20 protein-coding genes are annotated in these 22,652 nt (G+C 70.5%); 4 read left to right on the forward strand and 16 right to left on the reverse strand.

The window, feature by feature from the left end; all coding sequences use genetic code 11:
- Positions 1–45 precede the first annotated feature (45 nt).
- From secD to ACIREI_RS28730, 3 genes are all read right to left on the reverse strand, one after another.
- Positions 46–2,397 (reverse strand): protein translocase subunit SecD, encoded by a 2,352-nt coding sequence (gene secD / locus ACIREI_RS28720; protein ID WP_403338627.1) that lies wholly within the window; start codon positions 2,395–2,397, stop codon positions 46–48.
- A 62-nt stretch (positions 2,398–2,459) separates the two neighbouring features.
- The gene (locus ACIREI_RS28725) at positions 2,460–2,864 is read right to left on the reverse strand and encodes a hypothetical protein (RefSeq protein WP_403338630.1); all 405 of its coding nucleotides are present in this window, start codon (positions 2,862–2,864) and stop codon (positions 2,460–2,462) included.
- Between the two features lie 431 nt (positions 2,865–3,295).
- Positions 3,296–4,804, reverse strand: a complete 1,509-nt coding sequence (locus ACIREI_RS28730) for a SulP family inorganic anion transporter (RefSeq protein ID WP_403338633.1) — start codon at positions 4,802–4,804, stop codon at positions 3,296–3,298.
- A gap of 398 nt (positions 4,805–5,202) precedes the next feature.
- Here ACIREI_RS28730 and ACIREI_RS28735 point away from each other — a divergent pair, with 398 nt between their 5' ends.
- Positions 5,203–5,607 carry a MerR family transcriptional regulator gene (locus tag ACIREI_RS28735; protein WP_403338635.1) on the forward strand — a complete coding sequence of 135 codons (405 nt, stop codon included), beginning with the start codon at positions 5,203–5,205 and terminating at the stop codon, positions 5,605–5,607.
- A gap of 116 nt (positions 5,608–5,723) precedes the next feature.
- On the opposite strand, the gene ACIREI_RS28740 is transcribed toward ACIREI_RS28735, so the two are convergent.
- The 3 genes from ACIREI_RS28740 to ACIREI_RS28750 form a co-directional block, all read right to left on the reverse strand.
- The gene (locus ACIREI_RS28740) at positions 5,724–6,185 is read right to left on the reverse strand and encodes a GNAT family N-acetyltransferase (RefSeq protein ID WP_403338638.1); all 462 of its coding nucleotides are present in this window, start codon (positions 6,183–6,185) and stop codon (positions 5,724–5,726) included.
- A 53-nt stretch (positions 6,186–6,238) separates the two neighbouring features.
- Entirely contained in the window at positions 6,239–6,766 is a 528-nt protein-coding gene (locus ACIREI_RS28745; RefSeq protein WP_403338641.1) for an aspartate carbamoyltransferase, read from the reverse strand.
- A gap of 164 nt (positions 6,767–6,930) precedes the next feature.
- Positions 6,931–8,328: an MFS transporter gene (locus ACIREI_RS28750; protein ID WP_403338643.1), complete on the reverse strand. Its 1,398-nt coding sequence runs from the start codon at positions 8,326–8,328 to the stop codon at positions 6,931–6,933.
- Positions 8,329–8,375: 47 nt separating this feature from the next.
- Here ACIREI_RS28750 and ACIREI_RS28755 point away from each other — a divergent pair, with 47 nt between their 5' ends.
- Positions 8,376–8,990 (forward strand): TetR/AcrR family transcriptional regulator, encoded by a 615-nt coding sequence (locus ACIREI_RS28755; RefSeq protein ID WP_403338646.1) that lies wholly within the window; start codon positions 8,376–8,378, stop codon positions 8,988–8,990.
- Positions 8,991–9,585: 595 nt separating this feature from the next.
- Here the strand turns inward: ACIREI_RS28755 and ACIREI_RS28760 are convergent.
- From ACIREI_RS28760 to ACIREI_RS28780, 5 genes are all read right to left on the reverse strand, one after another.
- The gene (locus ACIREI_RS28760; RefSeq protein WP_403338649.1) at positions 9,586–11,076 is read right to left on the reverse strand and encodes a glycoside hydrolase family 32 protein; all 1,491 of its coding nucleotides are present in this window, start codon (positions 11,074–11,076) and stop codon (positions 9,586–9,588) included.
- Between the two features lie 38 nt (positions 11,077–11,114).
- A complete protein-coding gene (locus ACIREI_RS28765) occupies positions 11,115–11,987 on the reverse strand; it encodes a carbohydrate ABC transporter permease (RefSeq protein ID WP_403338651.1) in 873 nt (290 codons plus the stop codon).
- A 1-nt stretch (position 11,988) separates the two neighbouring features.
- Complete coding sequence (locus ACIREI_RS28770) at positions 11,989–12,915, reverse strand: carbohydrate ABC transporter permease (protein ID WP_403338654.1); 927 nt, start codon at positions 12,913–12,915, stop codon at positions 11,989–11,991.
- Between the two features lie 91 nt (positions 12,916–13,006).
- Positions 13,007–14,308, reverse strand: a complete 1,302-nt coding sequence (locus ACIREI_RS28775) for a sugar ABC transporter substrate-binding protein (protein WP_403338657.1) — start codon at positions 14,306–14,308, stop codon at positions 13,007–13,009.
- 142 nt (positions 14,309–14,450) lie between these two features.
- Positions 14,451–15,485, reverse strand: a complete 1,035-nt coding sequence (locus tag ACIREI_RS28780) for a LacI family DNA-binding transcriptional regulator (protein WP_403338660.1) — start codon at positions 15,483–15,485, stop codon at positions 14,451–14,453.
- Between the two features lie 266 nt (positions 15,486–15,751).
- Between ACIREI_RS28780 and ACIREI_RS28785 the strand changes: the two genes are divergently transcribed.
- A complete protein-coding gene (locus ACIREI_RS28785; RefSeq protein ID WP_403338663.1) occupies positions 15,752–18,685 on the forward strand; it encodes a GH32 C-terminal domain-containing protein in 2,934 nt (977 codons plus the stop codon).
- 564 nt (positions 18,686–19,249) lie between these two features.
- Here the strand turns inward: ACIREI_RS28785 and ACIREI_RS28790 are convergent.
- The 5 genes from ACIREI_RS28790 to ACIREI_RS28810 all read right to left on the reverse strand — a co-directional run bounded on the left by ACIREI_RS28790 (position 19,250) and on the right by ACIREI_RS28810 (position 21,459).
- Positions 19,250–19,714, reverse strand: coding sequence for a DUF5994 family protein (locus tag ACIREI_RS28790; protein WP_403338666.1), 465 nt, complete (start codon positions 19,712–19,714; stop codon positions 19,250–19,252).
- Between the two features lie 52 nt (positions 19,715–19,766).
- On the reverse strand, positions 19,767–20,072 hold the full coding sequence (locus tag ACIREI_RS28795; RefSeq protein WP_403338667.1) for a DUF5994 family protein: 306 nt from the start codon (positions 20,070–20,072) through the stop codon (positions 19,767–19,769).
- Complete coding sequence (locus ACIREI_RS28800) at positions 19,976–20,725, reverse strand: DUF5994 family protein (protein WP_403338670.1); 750 nt, start codon at positions 20,723–20,725, stop codon at positions 19,976–19,978. Before ACIREI_RS28800 ends, ACIREI_RS28795 begins: the two co-directional genes overlap by 97 nt.
- Before the next feature lie 61 nt (positions 20,726–20,786).
- Positions 20,787–21,134, reverse strand: a complete 348-nt coding sequence (locus tag ACIREI_RS28805; RefSeq protein ID WP_403338673.1) for a hypothetical protein — start codon at positions 21,132–21,134, stop codon at positions 20,787–20,789.
- Between the two features lie 34 nt (positions 21,135–21,168).
- On the reverse strand, positions 21,169–21,459 hold the full coding sequence (locus ACIREI_RS28810; RefSeq protein ID WP_403338769.1) for a hypothetical protein: 291 nt from the start codon (positions 21,457–21,459) through the stop codon (positions 21,169–21,171).
- 657 nt (positions 21,460–22,116) lie between these two features.
- Between ACIREI_RS28810 and ACIREI_RS28815 the strand changes: the two genes are divergently transcribed.
- Positions 22,117–22,650: a hypothetical protein gene (locus tag ACIREI_RS28815; protein WP_403338676.1), complete on the forward strand. Its 534-nt coding sequence runs from the start codon at positions 22,117–22,119 to the stop codon at positions 22,648–22,650.
- The last annotated feature ends 2 nt before the right edge of the window (positions 22,651–22,652 follow it).

Below are 22,652 nucleotides of genomic sequence, written 5' to 3' on the forward strand. Positions count from 1 at the left end.
CCCTCCACGGCCCTCCACGTCATCCCCGCGAGCCTGCGCGCGTCCTCACACCACAGCGCCTGAATCCCGCGCCCGCCCGCGTCGCTCCAGCGGACCGCGCGCCCCGCTGTCCTCGCTGCGCCCGGGGCGCACCGGCGGCGCCGGATGGCTGCCCTCGAGTTGCACGGCGATCGGCACGGCGGTGAACACCGTCGACGCCATACCGATCACCACGCCGGCGATCAGCGCCACCGAGAAGTCCGTGAGCGAGTCACCGCCGAGCACGGCCAGGGCCGCCAGGATGAACAGCGCGCCCATACCGGTGTTCACCGTGCGTGGCAGCGTCTGGATGACGGCGTTGTTCGCGGTGGTCTCCAGGTCCGCCGACGGATCGCGGCGGCGCGCCTCGCGCACCCGGTCGAAGACGACGACGGTGTCGTTGACGGAGTACCCGATGACCGTGAGCAGGGCCGCCAGGAAGACGCTGTCGACGGGCTTGCCGAGCCAGGCGAACAGGCCCACCACGAGCAGCACGTCGTGCACCATGGCCGTTACCGCCGCGGCGGCGAACGTCCACCGGAACCGCACGCTGAGGTAGATCAGCTGGGCCGCGACGGCGATGCCGAGCGCGATGAGCGCGTGCCGGCGCAGTTCGTCGCCGAGGCTCGGGCCGATCAACTCGTCCCGCTCGACGGTGATTTCGCCGCCCTCCTTCGCCAGCGCCGTTTGGATCGTGTGCTGCTGGTCGTTGCTCAGCTCACCGGTGCGTACCGAGATGTCCCCGTCCCCCGACTCCTGCACCACCGCGTGCGGGAACCCGGCGTCCGCGACCGCCGTGCGCGCCGCGTCCACGTCCACAGGCCTGCTGGTGCTGTAATCCACCAGGCGCCCGCCGGTGAACTCCACCCCGAAGTCCAGGCCGCGCAGGCCGATCCCGGCGACGGCGACCACGATCAGCAGCGCGCTGACGCCGAGCCAGCGGCGCCGGTGATGCACCAGGCGGGGTTTGCGGCGCGCGAGCCACGAACGCACCCGGCCGGTGGAGGTGATCCCGGTCAGGCCGGGCCGGTCGCGCACGAAGCGGCGCCGGATCGCGAAGTCGGCGAGGACCCGGGTGATCACCAGGGCCGAGATCATCGAGACGAGGACACCGATGGAGAGCGTGACGCCGAAGCCCTTGACCGGTCCGGTCGCGAAGAAGAAGAGCAGCCCGGCCGCGAGCAGCGTGGTCACATTCGAGTCGACGACCGCGCTCCAGGCCTTGCCGAAGCCGGTGCGCAGCGGCTTGTCCAGGTGCGCCGAGGCGGCCGGTGCCGACTTCAGGGCGCGGACTCCCAGATACTCCTCGCGGGCACGCTCGAAGACCAGCACGTTCGCGTCCACCGCCATGCCGATCGCCAGGACGAAACCGGCGAGTCCGGGCAGGGTCAGGGTCGCGCCCAGGGCGACCAGTGCGGCGTAGGAGATCAGCCCGTACAGCGCGAGCGCGAAGGTGGCCAGGGCGCCGAGCAGCCGGTAGACGACGAGGATGAACAGCCCGGTCAGGGCGAGCCCGATGATCGCGGCCTGAGTGCTGGCGGCGATGGCGTCGGCACCGAGCGTGGGGCCGACGGTGCGCTGCTCCACGACCTCCACGGGTACCGGCAGCGCACCGCCCTTGACGAGCGCGGCCAGCTCGCGGGCCTCTTCCCGGCCGAAGCCGCCGGTGATCTGCGTGGAGCCGCCGGAGATGCCGACCTCGCACGCCACGTCCGCGTTGACGCCGGGCGCCGAGAGGACCCTGCCGTCCAGGACGATGGCGACGCGCCGCTCGGGGGCGCCCTGCGGGGCACAGGCCGCCGCCCCGGTGACCCGTGCCCAGTCCTCGCCCGCCTGCCCGCGGAAGGTGAGGTTGACCATCCAGCCCGACATCGTCTGCTGGTCGAGTACCGCCTCGGCGTCCTTGACGCCCTCGCCGGTGAGGGCGGTGGGCCCGAGCTCGAGGAACGCCCCCTTCTGGTCGGGGTCGGCCAGGGTGCGCGAGCCGTCCTTGGCGGGCTTCCCCTTGTTCTCGTCCTGCTTGTCCGTCGCGCCCCGCACCGGGTGGACGGTCAACTGCGCGGTACGGCCGATGACTTCGGCGGCCTCGCGCGGATCCTGCACGCCGGGCAGCTCGACGAAGATCCGCTGCTGTCCGGACCGGTACAGGCTCGGCTCGGAGACGCCGAGCGCGTCGACCCGCTGGCGGAGCACCTCCAGGGCCCGCTGGGTCGATTCGGCATCAGCCTTGACGACGGGTGAGTCCTTGGTCTCCAGGACGATCTGGGTGCCGCCACGCAGGTCGAGGCCGAGGCGGGGGGACTGAGTGAGAGCGAAGAAGAGCGAGGCGGCGATCACACCTAGGGCGACGATCGCCCGCCACATGGGCGCGCGAGACATGAGTTCTCCACGATGGGCAGGCAGACGGAACCGACGTCTGCGCCGGGCGCGGAGGCGAACGGTCAGGCGTCGATACGGACTTCAGTGCTCCATCGCGACGGTGGCCCGCGCGGCCGACACACGTGCCCGCCCCGGCTCGCTCCCGCGGACGCGACCACCACGGCCACAGCGGGGCCGCCGACAGCGCGGTGCGGGGCTGCCTCCCCGGAGCCAGGGCCCAGGAAGCCGTGGATCGGGTACGGCACGGCCGGGGCGTGGGCGGGGGCGAGCGCGGGGTGCGCCACGGTGACGGGTCGCTGCGCGTCGGCGGTCGCGGACGCCTGCGCGGTCGCCGTCGCGGCCGTGCCCGTCGAGGACAGGCGGGACGCCGACTTGGCCGACACCGGCAGGAGGAAGGTCAGGACCGCGAGCAGCGCGGAGAGTACGACGGCGGCCGGACGCGTGGGGTGTGCGCGGTGTTGCTGCACGCCTCTTGCCCCCCGGTCAAGTCGTCGTACGCAATCAGCAGTTGGGCACTGCGAGCCGATGCTCGGCTCGTCCGGCCATCAGTGACAGGAACGCCGTCGGGCGCCCGGAGGTTCCCGACTCACCGCAGGAATGTTGCTGTCGGCGGGGTGTGCTGGTGCGCCGGTGCGGCGGCACGGAAGTGCGACCACCCCTGCGCGTCCGTCGAAGCGCCGCCGCGTCATCGCGGCGAGTCCGTCCTCGGCGACACCCGCGCCGACCGGACCGCATCGTCTCTCGGGCCCGGCACGAGCGTCCCCGTCGGACCGCTTGTTACGGCGGTGGCGCGCGGGACTTGCTTCGAGGGAGCCGGGACGGGCGAGGCCCTGCTGTGGGAAACGTGAGGACCGCGGAGAACGATCTTTCCGCGGCCCTCGATACGCGGACCCGCCGGTCAGTGGCTGCCGGTGAGCTCGCCGCTGAGCGTCTCGTGGAGCCGGGCGCTGGGCTCGTTCAGCCCGATGATCTCGACGGTCTTGCCGCGCTGGGCGTACTTGGTCTCGATGGCGTCCAGAGCGGCGACGGAGGAGGCGTCCCAAATGTGGGCGGCGGACAGGTCGATGACGACCTGGTCGGGGTCGGTGGCGTAGTCGAACTGGCCGACGAGGTCGTTTGAGGAGGCGAAGAACAGCTCGCCCGTCACCCGGTAGACGACCGTGCCGCCGTCGGGGTCGGTGACGGCGGTGACCTCGGCGAGGTGGGCGACGCGTTTGGCGAAGACGACCATGGCGGTGACGGAGCCGACCACGACGCCGATGGCGAGGTTGTGGGTGGCGACCACGCACGCGACGGTGACGACCATGACGGTGATCTCCCCGGCCGGCATCCGCTTGAGGGTCTTCGGGGCGATGGAGTGCCAGTCGAAGGTGGCCACCGACACCATGACCATCACCGCGACGAGCGCGGCCATGGGGATGTCGGAGACGATCGGCCCGAAGACGATGCACAGCACCATCAGGAACGCGCCCGCCAGGAACGTCGACAGGCGGGTGCGGGCGCCGGAGACCCTTACGTTGATCATCGTCTGGCCGATCATGGCGCAGCCGCCCATGCCGCCGAAGAAGCCGGTCACGATGTTGGCGACGCCTTGGCCGACGGACTCGCGGGTCTTGGAGGAGTGGGTGTCGGTGATGTCGTCGACCAGCTTGGCCGTCATCAGCGACTCCATCAGGCCGACCATGGCCATGGCGAGCGCGTACGGGGCGACGGTCGTCAGGGTGTCCAGGGTGAACGGCACGTCCGGCAGCCCCGGCACGGGCAGGGAGGACGGCAGTTCGCCCTTGTCGCCGACGGCCGGTACGGCGATCCCGGCCGCGACGGTGATGACGGTCAGGATGACGATGGACACCAGCGGCGCCGGGATGACCGTGGTGACCTTCGGGAAGAACACCATCAGCGCCAGCCCCGCCGCGATCAGCGGATAGACGGCCCAGGGCACATCCGTCATCTCCGGCACCTGCGCCATGAAGATCAGGATCGCGAGGGAGTTGACGAAGCCGACCATCACGCTGCGCGGCACGAACCGCATCAACTTCGCCACGCCGAGCGCGCCGAGGACGATCTGGAAGACGCCGGCCAGGACGACCGCCGCGACGAGGTAGCCAAAGCCGTGCTCGCGGTTGAGCGGGGCGATGACCAGAGCGACGGCACCGGTAGCCGCGGAGATCATGGCCGGTCGGCCGCCGACGATCGCGATGGTCACGGCCATCGTGAACGAGGCGAACAGGCCGATGGCCGGATCGACTCCGGCGATGATCGAGAAGGAGATCGCCTCCGGGATCAGCGCCAGGGCGACCACGAGCCCGGCCAGCACCTCGGTGCGCAGCACCTTCGGATCGGACAGCCAGGTCGGGCGTCGGGAGCCGCGCAGCCAGGCGGCCGGGGACAGTGCGGAGGAGGACAAGAGACGGGGAACCTGTCGTGCTCGGGCGCACCCGGCATCACGGCGGGCGCACAGGAAGACATGGCAGGCCGGGCCGGCCTGCCACGAAGTCAGGGGGCAGCAGTGAAGCGACCCGCAACGGCGTCGGGCGCTGCTTGGGGGCGAAGGGTCACGGCAGGCAGGCAGCGGCGCCAGGCATCATGGGCATGCGCACGCTCTCTCCTGCTTCGCGGACCACGGTCTTCGCCGGGGGCTTCGTCGGCCCCGACATGGCTGATGGTCACGGGACGGCATCCCGCACCATGGAATGGGCGCGGCAGGCAGCCGGCCCAACACCGGGGCAACTCTACCCTAACGTTAGAGTAGAGATCGGCGGCTGCAGTGCGCGGCCGTAGCGAGAGACGAGGAAGGCACCCCGCGTGAGCAGCGAGCACATGCAGATCGGCGAGGTCGCCGCCCGGACCGAGCTGTCGCTGCGCACCATCCGGCACTACGAGGAGACCGGCCTCGTCATCCCCTCCGCTCGTTCCCAGGGCGGCTTCCGCCTCTACACCGAGTCCGACGTCGCGCGCCTGATGGTCATCCGCCGGATGAAGCCCCTCGGCTTCGCCCTCGACGAGATGCGCGCCCTGCTGGAGGCCACCGACCGCCTCGACTCGGGCGAGGAGCTGCGGCCCGAGGAGCGCGAGGAACTGCTGGAGCGGATCCGCGGCTTCGAGCAGGCGGCCCAGCAGCGGGTCGAGGACCTGCGTACCCAGCTCTCCCGTGCCGAGGAGTTCGCGGCCACACTGGCCGAGCGTCTCACTTCGTCTCCCGCGGCCTGACAAGTGGCCACGGGGGCGACGTGCCCTCAATCGGCCTGGACCTGTTTGGCACCCACCACCAGTCCCCGACCCAGAGCTGAGCCTCGTGCGAGCCTGTCCTTCCGCCCCAGCGTCGGCTACGGCCTGGCCCGTGATCCGCTCGCCCCATGGCTCCTGTGCATTACGCGGTACATGCCGACCGAGTCGTGCGCGGCGGTGTCGGCGAAGCCGAACTTCTCGTAGAGGAAGCGGGCGGGGCCGTCGGCGATCAGGGAGACGTAGGCGGTGGCGGGCGCCCGGCGCTCCAGTTCCTCGGTGAGCGCGGCCATGATGCGCTTGCCGAGACCGCGCCCCTGGTGTGCGGGGTGTACGCACACGTCGACGATCTGGAACGCGGTACCGCCGTCACCGATGATGCGCCCCATGCCTATGGGCTCCCCCTGGTGATGGAGGAGCACCCCGTGCCAGGTGTTGGGCAGCGCCAGCGCAACAGCTTCGGGATCCTTGTCCGAGAGGCCGGCATCGGTGCGCAGGCGGCGGAAGACCTCGACGGAGGGCACACCCACCCTTATTTCATACGGGTCGTTCAAGCTGTCCACTTCCGATCGTGCGAGGTGCGCGGTGATGGGCCTGCGCCGGCTCGGCCCGTTGGTCAGTGTCCTGCTTCGGCGTGGTCGCCGTGGTCGCCGAGCTGTGCTTCGAACCAGTCGTGCAGGGCGTCCACCAAGGCGGGTTCCTTGGTGGTGTAGGTGAGAGTGGCCCCGTCGGGCCGCTCCCGATAGCGCACCTCGATGTGTTTGTAGCCGTCTTGAAGTTCCGCCAGGCCCGGCATGCCGGCGCCGTGGATCTGGGCGGGGTCACCGAAATCGCCCTGGCTGAACGCCTTGGCCTCCTGCTGGAGGTGGGTGCGTATGAGGTCGACCTGCTTGGCGTCGTCGGCCTGGTCGGCGACGACGTCCTGGACCCCGCCCGTCTCGGTGGGGGTGAAGTGGTGGGTGGTCTGTTCGAGGTCGAAGGGCATGACGTTCCGACCGCGCTCGGCGACCTCCTCCTGCCGGTCGGTTCGCCTCTCGTCACTGTCCTGCTGGGGGCCGCCGATCAGGAGAGCCGCGGCCAGTGCCGCGCCGACACCTGCCGCGGTGATGCCGGCCGTCAGCAGCCGACGCTTGCCGTTCTTCATCCAGTGCCTCCGTGAGCACTTCGAGGGTGTGCGGTACGCCCGCTCCGTTGTGAATGGCGTCGCCGGGTGCCGTGGCAGGCGGGATGCATGGGGCGGTCCTGGCTTCGGCTGCGCTGCGGCTGTGGAAGTACTGGGCGCGCCGATCCTTGCCGGCCTTTGTGGGCTTACCGGTGCTTGGCGGGAATCAGCCGCAGGGCGATGACGGCGGAGACCGCTGCCATGCCCGTGGCGACGAGGAACGCGTCGTCGAAGCCGGAGGCGGTCCGGGCGCCGGTGTGTGCGGCGATGCTCGTGGCGGCGGCGCTGGAGACGGCCGCGGCGCCGGCCGAGGCGCCGAACTCGTGGAAGGTGCTGACGATGCCCGACATCACACCGGCCTCGTGGGGAGCGATACCGGCGAGTGCGGTGGCCGAGGCGACGACGAACAGGGCCCCCAGTCCCGCCGCGGCCACGCTCACGCCGGTGACCATCGCGGCGGTTCCCGACCAGAGCACCGGCACGAGGAACCCGGCAGCTGCCACCGCGAGGGAGACCACAGCCAACAGCCTTGCCCCCAGGCGGCCGATCACGCGGCCGGCGGCCGCGGCGGCAGCCATGGTCAGCAGCGCCACCGGTAGGAACAGCACACCGGTCATCAGGGCCCCGTGGCCCTGGTGGTTCTGGAGGTAGAAGGAGCCGAGGAAGAAGGCCCCCACCATCAGCGCCGTGGTGACGGCGATCACGAAGGTCCCCGCCACCACCGGGCGCCGGCCGAGCAGACGCAGGTCGATCAGCGGTGTCGCCGCCCGACGTTGCCGGCGGGCGAAAGCCACGTAGACGGCTGCCGCGGCGGCGACCAGGGCCAAGGTGACGATGTCGAGCCAGCCGTGGTCGCCGGCACGGATCAGGGCGTAGATGAGGGCGCCCGTCGCGGCGGCGACCAGGACGGCACCGGGCATGTCCAGGGAGCCGGTGGCCGCGCGGGGCAGGCGGGGCAGGATCCGGGCGAGCGAGACGAGGACGACCAGGCCGACGGGGACGTTGACGAAGAAGACCCAGGCCCAGCCCGGACCTGCTGTGATCAGCCCGCCCAGCAGCACGCCGAGGGCGGCGCCCCCGCCGCCGAGCGCCGACCAAATGCCCAGCGCGCGGTTGCGCTCGTCGCCGTCGAACAGCCGCACCACCACGGACAGGGCGGCGGGCGAGAGCATCGCGGCGCCCGCCCCTTGAGCGATTCGCGCGGCGAGCAGCAGCGGGGCGCCCGTGGCGAGTCCGGCGGCCAGCGACGCGGCGGTGAACAAGGCGAGCCCGGCCAGCACGACCTGCCTCGGACCGAACAGGTCCGCGGCCCGGCCGCCGAGCAGCATCAGGCTCCCGAATGTGAGGGCGTATCCGCTGACCACCCAGGTCAGCGCCGCGCGGCCCAAATCAAGTCCGGAACCCATGTCAGGCAGAGCGATCGCGACCACGGTGATGTCGAGGATCAGCATCAGTTGGGCCAGCCCGAGCAGCCCCAGGGTCGGCCAGCGCAGCGGATGCGGTGCATCCGGCGCGCGTTCGGTGGTGGTTTCCGTGTTGCTCATGACGCTCACCCCTCGTCACTAAGTCATACAACTGTGTTCATAGGCGCATGGGCAGCAAGAACTCCACGGCCGCCAAACGTGCGGACGCTCTGCGCAGCATCGAGGCGATCGTGCAGGCCGCGACGGAATGCCTCGGACGCAACCCGGAGGCGAGCCTGAGTGAGATCGCGCGGGCCGCGGGAGTGGGCCGGGTGACGCTGTATGCGCACTTCACCACCCGGGCGGAGGTCGTCGACGCGGCGATGAGCCGCGCCATCGACCGGGGCAACGAGGTGCTGGACACGGTCGACCTGACCGGTGACCCGTTGCTCGCCCTGGCCCGGTACATCGAGGCCGGCTGGCACCTGGTGGACCAGGCACGGGCACTGCTCGCCGCAGCCCAACGCGAACTTCCCGCCGGACGCATCCGCGAACTGCATGCCGGGCCCGCCGCCCGCGTCGAGGCGCTGGTCGCCCGCGGCCGCGCCGAGGGTGCCTTCCGTACGGACCTGCCGATCACCTGGATGGTCAACGTCCTGCACTCGGTCATGCACAGCGCGGCAGAGGAGATCCGCGCCGGCCGCCTCACCTCCGACCGTGCCGCCGACCACATCACCGCCACGGTGCTCGCCGCCTTCACGCCACCGGGCAAACCGGTACCCGAGACCGGCGGTGGATCGTGACGACGCCACGGTCAACACCTACCTCGCCACCGGCCGCCTCCCGGCCACGGACGTCACTTGCGCCGCGCGCGCCCGGTGAGCGCCGGGCTGGACACGCGAAGTGGCCTGACAGTCGGGGACGTTCGCCTGTACGTAGCTGGGGACGATGGCGCTTGGGGCGCCGGATAGCTTCTGGTCTGGGCGTATGTGATCTGGCACGGCGCCCGAGGGCGCAGGATTGCACCGTTGTTGACTGTGGTTCACCGGTCTTGTGGGCACGCTATGGGTACGCCGTCGACGCGGAGGCGTGGGAGAGCCCCTATGGGTGGCTGGCGAGCGGCCGTGCCCTGAAAGCGAGCGTTGGCCGGAGGCCGCCGTTGCAGAAGCGCATGGGGCAGGGCTTATCGGCGACCGTACAACTCGGGGACCGGTGGCTCGGAGCGGCCCCGCGACGCGGGCCTGCTCGGGGTGGACGCCGCCGAGGCGATAGAGCGGGCCGACTTCGGGGAGAGGGGCTGCGAGGAGGTGTCGGTCTTCCGGGTCGAAGAGCGCGATCGAAGCGTGAGGTCTCGCTGTCCGCGTAGGGGCCCGGCCGGTGACCGGACCCCATGCGTGATCAGGGGTGGACGAGACCGACGTCCGCCCGTGTGGACTCGGCGTTTGTGTCGCTCGCGTACCGCATGGTGTACGGACGCAGGTTCCAGGCCCCGACCGTGTAGCCGAGGACTCCTTCGCCTTCGGTCCGGGCCTCGATCCGCCAGGGTGTGCCGCCGGTGGGGTAGAACCGCAGAGTCAGGGCCTGGCCCGACGGCAGGTAGAGCTCGGCGATGGACCTGTCCACCACCAGGCGCAGTTCGACCGGAGTACCGGCCGCGGCCCGTGCCTCGGGACAGGGGATGCGGAACGTGCCGCCGTGTGCTCGGGGGTCGAGGGAGGCGTGATTGCGGTCGACGACGAGTTCTCCGGCGTCGGGGTCGATCCGGACGTCGAGGTACTCGGCGCCGTCGGCAGAGGTGACCAGCCGTAGTCCGGATGCGGTGCCGGCGGTGCGGGGCTCCAGTCGGGCTGTGAGGTCGAAGCTCGGGCCTACCGTTCCCAGTACGACCGTTCCCGTGGTCTCGTCCGCGACGGTCACCGCGCGCTCGTCGCGCAGCGCGAGGAGTTCCGCGGCCGGTCGCTGTCGTACGGAGCCGTCCTCGGCGAGTGTCACCTCGCGCGGGAAGGTCAGCAGCCCCGCCCAGCCGGCCTCGCGTACCCACTCGGGGTCGCGGGCCTCCCACGCCCAGCCCCACAGCAGCCACCGTCCGTCGGGGGCGGGCAGCAGAGCGGGGGCGTAGAAGTCGGGGCCGTGGTCGAGCAGGGTGGGGGTCTCGGCGAGGAAGCGGCCGTCCTTCTCGCGGCCGGGGTAGACCACGGTGCGGCGGGGTCCGAGTTCCGGGTCCCAGGCGCCGAGGATCAGGGCGCCGCGTCCGTTCGTGTGCAGGTACTGCGGGCACTCCCAGCCCAGCCCGGTGTCGGCGTCCGGTGCCACCAGCTGAGGGGCCCCGGCCAGGAACGGCCCCTGGTATCCCCACTGCTCCAGGTCTTCGGACTCGTAGAGCAGTGCTGCGGCTTGGCCGTCCGCCTGGGCGGAGCCGACGAGCATGCGCCAGCGGCCGGCCTCCCGCCAGACGTACGGGTCGCGGTACATGGTGGCGCCGTCGGGCAGCTCGGGGACGAGCAGAGTTCCCCGGGGTGTCCAGGTGACACCGTTGTCCCGGGATTCGGCTGTGGTGACGGGCTGGGCCCAGCGGTCGATGCGGTAGGCGGAGTAGAAGGCGATCAGGCGGTCGCCGTCGGAGACGGCGTTGCCGGAGAAGCAGCCGTCGGCGTCCTCGCCGCCCGGTGTGGGGGTCAGGGCGACGGGAAGTTCCTCCCAGGTCAGCAGGTCGGGGCTGCGGAAGTGGCCCCAGTGCATGTTCGCGTGCTCGGGTCCGTACGGGTTGTACTGGAAGCACACGTGGTAGTGGCCGTCGTGGAAGGCCAGCCCGTTGGGGTCGTTGATCCAGTTGCGGGGCGGGCGCAGGTGTACGGCGGGCAGGTGGGGGTCTGCGGGCAGGACGGACACGCAGGGGTCCTTTCGGTGTGGGGGTGGGCGGAGCGCGGTCAGCCCTTGACGCCGGTGGAGGCGATGCTGTTGACGAACGAGCGCTGGAAGGCCACGAACAGGGCGAGGATCGGCACGGTGATCATGGAGGAGTACGCCATGATCTGGCCCCAGCCGACGTTGAGTTGGAAGAAGTAGGAGATGCCGACCATCACCGGCCGCAGCTCCTCGCTCTGCACGACCATCAGCGGCCACAGGTAGGAGTTCCAGGCGGGCAGGAAGGTGAGGATGGCGACGGTGGCGACCGCCGGGCCGGACAGCGGCATGACGATGCGCCGGTAGATGGTGAACCAGCCGGCGCCGTCCACGATGGCTGCCTCGTCGAGTTCCTTGGGGATGCTCTGGAAGTACTGGTGGAAGAAGAAGATCGAGAAGGCGTTCGCGACGAACGGCACGATCTGTACCTGGTAGGTGTCCATCCAGCCGGTGGTCCACTCCAGGTGGAAGCCGTTGACGCGGAGCAGCGGCAGTTGGTTGACCCACCACACCAGAGGCAGGGCGAAGGTCTCGAAGGGCACGATGAGCGTGGCGATGATCGCGGTCAGGACGGCCTTGCGGCCGGGCCAGCGCATCCGGGAGAGGGCGAAGGCGGCGAGGCTGTTGACGATGATGCCGAGGACCACGGTGATCGAGGAGATCAGTACGGAGTTCAGCAGGAACCGCGCGGCTGGGACGCGGTCGAAGACGCTGGTGTAGTTGTCCAGGGACAGGGCGCCGACCGGGAGGAAGGCGCGCAGGGAGCCGAGGTCGCTGAAGATCTGGTCGTCCGGCTTGAACGACGAGACCAGCATGAAGAGGAGCGGGAGCGCGAAGACCAGGGCCAGGACGATGCGGCCGGCGTGACCGCCGAGGTGCTTGAGGAAGGAGGTCATGTCAGTCCTTCTCCCGGGTCAGGAAACGCTGGACGAGGGACACGGACAGCACCAGCACGAAGAACACCAGTGAGATCGCCGCCGCGTACGCGGTCTGCTGCTGGTCGTAGCCGGTGTGCACCGCCTGGTAGACCACGGTCGTGGTGGAATCCAGCGGCCCGCCTTGCGTCATCACCCGGATCTGGGTGAAGAGACTGAACGCCGCGATGGTGATGGTGACCAGCACGAACGTGCGGGTCTCGCGCAAGCCGGGCCAGGTGACGTGGCGGAAGCGGTGCCAGCGAGTGGCGCCGTCGAGGTCGGCGGCCTCGTACAGCTCGGCGGGGATCGTCTGGAGCCCCGCCAGCCAGATGATCATGTGGAAGCCGACGCCCTGCCACACCGACATCAGGATGATGGCGGGCATGGCGGTGGCCGGGTCGCCCAGCCAGTCCGGACCGTCGACGTGCCCGAGGGTGAGCGCCGAGATGACGCGGTTCACCAGGCCGTCCTGCCGGTAGAGGAAGGTCCACAGCAGGGACACCACGACCATCGAGGTGACCACGGGCAGGAAGTACACGGTGCGGAAGAAGTTGACACCCCGCACCTTCGCGTTGACCAGCAGCGCCAGCACCAGGGCGAGCCCGGCCTGGAGCGGTACGACGACGGCGGCGAAGTACGCCGTGTTGCGCAGGGACTTGTAGAAGACCGGGTCTTCGAAGAGCTGGGTGAAGTTCCTCAGGCCCACGAAGCGGGCCGGAGTGGGCGAGATGAGCCTCGCGTCGGTGAAGGCCAGGGCGAAGGCGAGGGCGACCGGTACGACGAGGAAGACGATCAGCAGCACGACGGCCGGGGTGGCCATGCCGAGGGCGGTGAGGCTCTCACGGCGGCGGGCGTTGGTCGCTCGGGTTCGCCGGACCGGACGCAGCCGGCCGAGGGCTGCGATCATGGTGGTCACGGTAGCTCCAGGGGAAGCCGGTCCGGTTCGGGCGCGCGGGGAGAGCGCGGTCGGGGCCCGAACCGGACCGGGGCGGGGCGGGTCAGCCGGCGTAGTTGTTGTTCGTCCTGAGGTTGTTGTCGATGTCCTTGGCGGCCTGCCCGAGCGCGGCCTTGGGGTCGGCCCCGGCGAGGATGTCCTTGGCCGCCTTCTCGAACTCGGTGGAGATGTAGGGGTAGGCCGGGGTGACCGGACGCACCACTGCGTACTTGCGCGCGAACTGGACGAGCACGTTGAACTTTCCACCCGGCTGGTAGCCCTCGACCTGCTTCACTGCGGCGTCGGTGGCCGGGAGGGCCCCGGTGGCCTTGGCGTAGTCGACGAAGTACTTGGTCTGGCGGGAGAACTTCAGCCACGCCTCGGCGCCGGCCTTGTTGGAGCAGCTGGAGCTCATCCCCCACTGCCAGGAGGCGCCACCGATCTTGGGGCCGTTGCCGAAGTCGACCGGCGGGATGATCGCCAGGTCGTCGCCGAACTTCTCAGCGGTCTTGGCCGCGCTCCAGCTGCCCTCCCACTGGATGGCGCTCTTGCCGGCCAGGAAATCCTTGTTCGGGTCGGCTCCGCCCTTCCGCGCCATGTATCCCTTGGACACCAGCGAATGGAACCAGGTCGCCCATTCCAGGGAGTTCTTGCCGTCGAGGGTGCCCGAGGCGGTCTTGTAGCCGTCGCGGTTGATCAGGTCGCCGCCGAAGCTCTGCAGTTGCGGGGCGTACGCGTACGACCACCACTCGCCGCTCCAGCCGGTGCCCATTTCCAACGGGTACTGGAACCTGCCGCTCTTCTTCAGTTTGCCCAGCGCGGCGTCGAACTCGTCCTTCGTCCAGGGCTTGTCCATGGTCGGGATGCGGACGTCGTACTTGTTCAGCACCGACTTGCGAGCGAAGAAGGTGAGGGCGACGTCCGTGAAGCCGAACGCGTAGACCTTGTCCTTGTAGCGGCCGACGGTGCTGGGCAGCTGGTCCGACAGCGGGACCTCGGCGCCGGAGACGTCGATCGGGGCGAGGTAGCCGCCCCAAGCCCAGTTCGCCACGTTGGGGCCGTCCACATCCAGCAGACAGGGCAGCTTGCGGGCCGAGGCGGCGGCCACGACTGAGTTGTTGTAGTCGCTCTGCGGGAACGCCTGGAGCTTGACCTTGTACTTGCTCTGGGACCCGTTGAAGTCCTTGATGATCTTCTTGACGACGTCGAGCTCGGCCGAGTTGCCGGCGTTGTGCGTCCACAAGGTGATCGTGTCGCCCTCGGCTCCGGACGAGCCGCTGCCACTTCCGGTCGCACATCCGGCGACCAGCGCGGTCGCCGCCGCGACGGCTACACTCGCACCAGCGAGGCGCCTGGTTCTGAACACCACGAGGTTCCTCCATCTCACTGAGACGGGTCTTGCCGGACCCGCCTTGGCGACCGGTTGCGACGGTCGCTGTTCTTGGTGGTCGTCCCGTCGCCCGGGTCTCGCTCCGGGCGGCGGGACAACCGTCTTCGGGTGTGCCGCGTCAGCCCTCGGCGGGCGCGCCGATGGAGGCACGCTCCTGCAACGGCATGGGCACACGGTGTACGGCGGCTTCGAGCGGCCCCGCACCGAGGATCAGCTCCACGGCAAGGCGGCCGAGCTGGTAATGCGGCAGCTTCAGCGTGGTGAGCGCCGGGCGCAGGACGGCTGCGATGTCCTGATCGTCGAAGGAGACCACCGACACGTCGCCCGGCACGGACAGGCCCGCCTCGCCGAGCGCCTGGTAGGCGCCCATGGACACCCGGTCGGTCAGGCACACCAGTGCCCGGGGTCGGTGCCCCGCGGCGAGCAGCGCGGACACCTCCCGGTAGCCGTCACGCGTGTCCCAGTCACACTCGACGACCCCGTCCAGGCGGGCGCCGCCCTCCCGCAGGACCTCCTCCAGGCCGCGCATGCGCTCGTTGCCGGCGATGATCCCCTCGGGCGTGGCCGGAACGGCCTGGTGACCGCCGATCGCCCAGATGCCGTCGGTGTGACCGGCGGCGAGCAGGGCACGGCCCGCGTCCCGGCCCGCCTGAAGCTCGTCCGGCACGACCGACGGGGCGTCGAAGCCGGGGGCCAGGCAGTTCAGCAGCACCACCCGGCGCCCGAACAGTTCCTTGGGCGGAGTGACGTACCGGGTGAACATGGACGCGTAGATCACCGCGTCGACCTGGCGGTCCAGCAGCGCGTGGACCAGCGAGGACTCGGCATCACGGTCGCCGCCCGCCTCGGTGATGAACAGCAGGTGCTCTCGCTCGCGGGCGGCCTGCATCGCGCCGCGGATCACGTCGCCCGCGAACGGGGTCGTGGTGATCCGGTCGGAGACGAACCCGATGGTCTGGGTCGACTTCGTCCGCAGACTGCGCGCGGTGACGTTGGGGCGGTAGCCCAGCTCCCGGGCAGCTTCCAGCACACGTTCGCGGGAGGCATCGGAGATGCGCATGTCGGTGCGGCCGGACAGGGCGAACGACGCGGTCGTCGGCGAGACGCCCGCCTTGCGGGCGACGTCGGCCATGGTCACGCGGCGTTCAGACATCGGCGGCTCAGCTCCGTTGTTAAATCGGATTAGCAAGTTGCGACGAGACTGAGCCGCGCGTGGCCTGATGTCAACACTCCGGCCGTATCGAATGGGAAACGGTGACCTTATGTGGCGTTTTGGTAGGTCTCTGGGTGACGTCGAAGTAAAACGGTATGCATTAGCTCTTGCGTTAGCAGGAGCGGCGCGCGAACGATGCCGAGCCATCCGGTTAAACCGATTTGGCACCGCGTCAGCACCAGCCGCGCACCACCCAGGAGTCAGCCATGAGGAGAAGAACAGCCCTGACCGTCGTGTCCGCCGCCATCGGCGGCGCCGTCGTACCGCTCTCGTTCGCTGCCACCCCTGCCGCCGCCGAGGGGCGGCGCGGTCCTCAAAGCCCCACCGCCCGCTGGGACTTCGACGAGCGCGCCGGCACGGTCACCCGCGAGGCGGTCTCCGGCTCCGCCGACCCCATCAGCTACGTCTTCACCGACGCCCGCTACAAGCCCGACAGCGATCCCGTACGGCGCCGCGGAGTGCACGGCCGGGCGCTGTACTTCGACGGCTACTCCACGGCCGTCACCGCCGACGGCCCCGGCGAGCTCGACCCCGCCGGCGGCCTCACCGTCGACGCCTGGATCGCCCCGTACGCCTACGAGCACGGCATCGACGGCAAACCCCAGGCCCTGGTCAACCAGCACAACCCGGACGCGAAGACCGGATTCCTGCTCGGCCTGCGCCGCTTCGGTCAGATCGTCTTCCAACTCGGCTTCGGCACCGACCTGATCGAGGTCAAGGGCGCCACCGACCAGCCCGCCGCCAAGGGCCGCTGGACCCACGTCGCCGCCACCTACGACCCCACCGCCCGTCAGCTGCGCCTCTACCGCGACGGCCGGCCGATCGGCACCGCCACCACTCCGGACACGGCGCCTCAACTGGCGGCGGGTGAACCACTGTTGATCGGCCGGCACAACCGGCCCACGCTGCTCAACGGCGAGTTCCACGCCAACATGTACATGGGCTTGATGGACAGCCTCGTGATCCGACCGGGCACCCTGGACGACGCGACCGCGCAGCAGGAGCACGCCGAGCGGCTCGCGGCGCTGCCCGGCCACCGTGCGCCCCGCCCGGACACGACCCTGGACCGGACCCGTTTCGACGGCGACCGGCACCGCCCCCAGTTCCACATGCTGCCGCCCTGGCACTGGATGAACGAGCCGCACGCGCCCGTGTACTTCAAGGGCAAATACCACATCTTCTACCAGCACGACCCGCTCGGCCCCTACTGGGGCCAGATCCACTGGGGCCACGCGGTCAGCACCGACATGGTGCACTGGCGCGACATGCCCATAGCCCTCGCACCCACCGCCGACTCGGTCGGGCCGGACGGCTGCTGGTCGGGCTCGGCGTACGTCGACGGCGACCGCGGCCCGGTGCTCTTCTTCACCGGCGGCGACGACCGCCTCCCCTACCGCCAGCGCACCGGCATGGCCGTGTCCTCCTACCAGACCGACCGGGACACGGACCTGCCCACTTGGACGATGAAGTCCCAGCCCGTCACCGAAGCCCCGGCCAAACTCCCGGCCGGCCCCGGCACGGCATGGGCGGAGAACTTCCGCGACCCCTTCGTCTGGGAGGAGGACGGCGTCTGGTACCAGCTGACCGGCAGCGGCATCGTCGACTACAACGGCACCCAGGTCACCAAGAAGTACGGCGGAACGGCCCTCGTCCACACCGCCCGCAGACCCGAGGGCCCGTGGACGTACCGAGGCCCCCTGCACCACAACGACCTCGCCGCCGTGCCCGAGCCCGGCGAGGTGTGGGAGCTGCCGGTCCTGCTCCCCCTGCCCGGCCCCACGGGCAGGCGCACCGGCAAACACATCCTGCTGGTCAGCCCCTGGTGGGAAGCGTTCAACCCGAACGCCGTCAAGCACACGTACTACTGGATCGGCACCTTCGACAAGGACACCTGCCGCTTCGTACCCGACCACGAAAAGCCCCGCGAGTTCGACTTCGGCGAGCACTTCACCGGCCCGTCCGGCTTCGTCACCCCCGACGGCCGCTCCGTGCTCTTCAGCATCACCCAGGACCGCCGCAGCGAACAGCAGCACGCCCAGTCCGGCTGGGCGCACAACGCCGGCATGCCCGTCAGCGTCTCGCTCCGCCCGGACGGCGCCCTCGGCGTCGAACCGATCGCCGAGGCGGCCCGCCTGCGCGGCAAGCAACTCGCCCGGATCAGGCAGACCACCATCAAGGACGCCAACCGCCGGCTCGCCGACGTATCCGGGGACATGCTCGACATCGAGGCCGTCATCGACCCGCGCGACGCCACCACCATCACCCTGACCGTCCGCGCGAGCGCAGACGGCAGCGAACAGACCCTGCTCTCCTACGACACCACCGAGCACCGCTTCGCCATCGACCGCAGCCGCTCCAGCCTCGACCCGGACGTACGCAAGGGCGTGCACGGCGGGACCGTCGAACGCGACGGCGGACAGCTGAAGTTGAGGGTACTGCTCGACCGCTCGATGCTGGAGGCGTACGTCAACGGCACCAACAGTCTCACCAGCCGCGTCTACCCCACCCGGAAGGACGCCACCGGCCTGCGCCTGACCAGCGAGGGCGGCACCGCCCAGGTCGTCTCCCTGGACGTCTGGCGCATGAACGGTGCCTACGACACCACCGTCGCCCCCGCCGCGTACGACCCGCCGCGCCCGACGGACGTCGATGCCCTCCCGAACCACGACTTCGCTACCGGGGACCTCACCGGCTGGACCGTCGTCTCCGGCACCACCTTCAGCGACGCCAACATCACCACCCGCACCGACTGGGGCTGGGGCGGCCCCTTCTACCAGGCCGAGACCCACGCCGATCCGGCCGGCCACCACCTGTGGGGCTTCAACCCGGATGCAGGCGGCGACGAGGCCACCGGCGTACTCCGCTCGACCACTGTTGTCCTCGGCGGAGACGGCGTGGTCGACCTACTCGTCTCGGGCGGCAACGACCCCGACCGCCTCTACGCGGCCGTCGTGCGCGCCGGCGACGGCAAGGTGCTCGCCAAGGAGACCGGCCGCGGCGCCGAGCAGTACCGCCGCGTCGTCTTCGACCTGGCGGCTCACATCGGCGAACAGATCTACGTCGAGGTCGTCGACAAGGCGGCGGGAGGGTGGGGCCACATCAACATCGACGATGTCAACGTGCCCGTCCGTCGCACGTGACTGTGCAGGTGCCGTGAACTGCGGTTTTGTCACGCCGAACCCAAATTGGCCTAGACGACGAACGACCCCCGGGTCTCCGACCTGGGGGTTCGCAGTGGAGCGGGTGACGAGAATCGAACTCGCGCTCTCAGCTTGGGAAGCGACGGCGCCTGCGGGGGGTCCATGGTGTCTGACCTGCGCCTACGCGGTTTGAATCCCCATGCCTTCAGCCCGGAACGCACCGTGGTTGACCGTGGTTCTCCGTTCTTACGGGCACGCCAAGGGCACGGCATCGGCAGACGTGTTTCCGGGCCGCGGGGAACTCTTCCTGTCCGCTCGCCCGCCGACAACGCCGAGCCGACCGCGTGTGCCTTCGCTCATGCGCATCCGGAGAATCGTCCGGTAGAAGCTGTGGGCGGGGGTGGTCGGGCGAGCGCCGATGACCGGGCCTTGCCGACGTGCGCAGGCAGGACAAGGCCACCTTGACGGTCATGTCGTCGCAGACCCGTGGTCCGGGCGCGTCCATGTCGTCGACCCCGGTCGTGGGGGCGGGCTCCGCCTGATGTCACTACATCTGAGCTGGTGTCAAAGGCCGGTGTCGATCAGGATCTGCTGGGCCTGCTTGGGGTTGCCGGTACGGACCGCTTCGGTCATCGCGGCTCGCGCCGCCTCGGGGGGCGTGTCCGGTGGGACCACGAGCAGGGAGAAGTAGTCCTGGTCCCCTCGGGTCACGAGCGCGGTGTCGTCGCCCACGGAGAAGACGTCGATGTGCACCACACGATCGTCGATGGTCATCCGCGTCGGCATTTCGTCCCAGGCCGCGGAGTCCAGGCCGATCCGTGTGATCGGCCCGAGGCGCTCGGTCAGCGCGCTGATCAGGCCGGGCAGTTCGGCGGTGAGATTCCTGGAACGGGGCCACCACGCACCGTCGAGGATGCCCCCGCGTTCGTGAGTGGTGGTGAGCCGCAGGAGTGCCGTTCCGGGACGTATGGATTCGTGCACACCGTCCGCCAGAAAACCTGCCGGAGGCGGGGAATCGGGATCGGGCATCGTGCTCACCTGCCTGTTCGGAGCCCTCCTCGCGTCCACGCTACTCCTGCCGTCAGGCGCGGTCGCTGAGCGCGGCGGTCATGATCGGCTCGGCCGCCTCCTCGGTGGTGCCGGGCGGCACGACCAGCAGGTCCCAGCGGCCGCGGCCGGGGGCGAGCAGGACGACGGTGTCCGGGGCGTGCGCCGCGACCGTCTTCCGCAGTCGTACGACCTGGTCGGCGACGAGCATCCGGCCATGTGCCGCGGACCAGGCCGCTCCGTTCACCGTGACGCCGGCGATGTGTCCCCAGGCGCGCGGCAGTGCGGCGAGCAGCTGCGGAAGCTCGGCCAGGAGGTCGTAGGAGCGTGGCCACCACACGCCGTCGAGGCGACGTGGCAGTGCGCTGTGGGGCGCGAGGCGCAGGCGGAGGAGAGGGCACGGACCGTAACAGTTGCGGGAGGGGAGAGCGGGGCCGAGTGGCGCCTCGGTGCTCCGCCCTCGTCTTCCCACTGCTCCATCTGCCCCCGCTCGCGTACGGCCTCGTCCTCGGCGTGGAGGCGTCGCTCGGCCGCCAGGAGCTCGCTCGCGGTGAGGTGGAGCGCGGGGTCGGCCGCCGCGGCCATGAGCCGCGCGGCCGTGGCGGTCTCGGTCCGGGGCGGGACGACGAGCAGGTCCCAGCGTCCGACGCCGTACGAGAAGAGTCGGATCATGTGCGGGTCGAAACCGGACGCGAACCACGCGGCCTTCACCGTGTGCCCGGTCACGGGCAGGTCGCAGGGCGCCGCCGGCCAGGTGTCGCGGTGGGACGCCATGCGCGACACGCGTCCTCGCGTCGCGTCGAACGCCTCGGTGAGCGCGGGCAGTTCGGTCATCAGGTCGTCGGTGCGCGGCCACCAGGCGCCGCATACGGGACCGGGCGGGAAGGTCGGCGGGCGCAGCGCGAGCCGGACAGGCCGCGAGGTGCGTTCCGGGCGGGCCGGGGTGCGGTTGCCGGCCCCGGGCGGCGGGTCCGTGCCGGTGGGCGGGTTCATGTCGCGGTTTCCTGTCCTCGGGCGGCCGTCGTACGGCTGCCGGTGCTGCGGTGGGCCGGGGTCAGCCCGGCTCGTCGGTGTGGGTGCGTCCTGCCTGGGTGTGGCTCGTGGTCAGCCAGGGCGACTCGGCGGAGGGTTCTGCGGCGACGTGCTCGGTGTCGACGGTGAGATGGAGCAGGGTGTCGCGCCCCTCGGGGCCCGCGGGGTAGCTGCGTGGCTCGTCGCAGCGGAAGTTCCGGCGCAGCAGCTGCGCCACCCGTTGGGCGATGTCGGGGCTGGCGGCGATGATGCGGACCTCCGCGAGTCCGTCCACGAGGGGATCACCGTCCGCGGTCTCGTACGCCGGGGGCTCTTCGCCCGTGCCGTGTGTGCTGCCGGTGCCGCGGCTGCGGCGGGGCGACGCGTGCATGGATGTGACCTCTGTCCTGTGGGGCATCTTGGCCTCAACGCCCTGCGGCATTCCGCTTGTTGTGCGTGGTCCGGTCCCGGTGGCGGCGCGGGCGGAAGCGTCCCCGGCCGCCGTCGCGATGGTCGCGACGTTCGTGCTCGGCGGCCGGGGCGGAGGGAGGTGAGGGCGGCGCGGTCGTGCCGGCGGCGGCTGGGCGGCCGGGAAGGAAGCGGCTGTAGGAACGCGAGGCGATCCTTTCGGCGTGCGCCGAGTTGAGCCGGTGGATCACGTACGCTCCGACGGCGATGAGCACGAGGAACGCGGCGATGGTGAGGGCGGTGTACATGGCGGTCACGGCCTGACGGTCGGTCGAACGCGAGAAGCGCTGGGGAGAAGCGGGCCCGCCGTCCCACGGACGGGTGGTGCCGGTGGTGCAGTGGTGCCGGTGGTGAAGAGCAGAAGTACGGCCCTGCGCGGGGCGGGCTCTGGCCACGCGCCGGCGGCGGGGAACGTATCGAGGGCCGAGGCCATCGTGCTGACCTGTCTCCGGAAACCGCTGCCCTGCGCGGGTTCCGGCGAAGTGTCTCGCCGAGGACGAGACCGGCGCGGGAGCCGGTGTGCGACATGCCCTCGGTACGTCCACCGTACTCCCGCGCGCCCCGTCGATGGGGAGCGGACGGAACCCGCCGTACCCGCCTCGGCGTTCTCGGCCACCTTCGGTCCACAAGGGCGGCGCGGTCCGGGGAGTACGGTTGAAGACACCGAGGGCATGTCGCGCGCCGGTTCCGAAACCGGTGCCGCTCTCGGCGACCGACGACGCCGGGCCGGATCCGCCCGTGCCCGGGGCAGGGCTTGCCTCATGATCCTGAACGTGCCGGTTCCGCCGACGACCCCAGAGCTCCTCGGGCGGCCCGCCGGCCCGGACCGGCGCGGTACGCGGAAGTCCGGCCCGTCAAGGCCGGAACGAGGCTCCTCGCCCCGGGAGGGGCAACGCGTCCGTCCGTTGACCCGGCGTCAGATCGAGGACCATCTGCAGGAACTGGGCGATCTGTACGCGGAGACGTCCGGCGGCGGCCCCTGGGCATGGAACCAAGCCCGCGGCGCCTTCCTGCGGCGGCTGGCGGCCGACGTACGGCGGCCGGGATTCGAGTTGCTGATTGCGGAGACCACCGCGCTGACCGGATGCGCCTACGGTTTCCCCGTACGCGGCGACGGTCCCTGGTGGGAGGGCTTCGACGGATACCTGCCGGGGAGATTGCTCCGTCTCGCCGCCTCCGGACGCCTCTTCGTGATCTCCGGGATCCACGTTCCGTCCCTCGTACGCAGGCAGAACCAGGACCGTGCCTGGAACCTCGCCCGGCGCCTGCAGAAACGGCTGCTCACCGACCACGGTGCCGCCGTCGCCGTCACGCTGGTGAACCGCTCCGATCACAGGACCGTCGAGGCGCTGCGGTCCTGGGGGTGGCGGTACATCGAAGGCGACACACCTCGGACGGCCCCGCTCGGCCCGTTCCGCGTCCTGGTCCTTGAGAACTGAGC

Origin of the sequence: Streptomyces sp. NPDC093591 (assembly GCF_044764885.1) — a bacterium.
Lineage (GTDB): Bacteria > Actinomycetota > Actinomycetes > Streptomycetales > Streptomycetaceae > Streptomyces.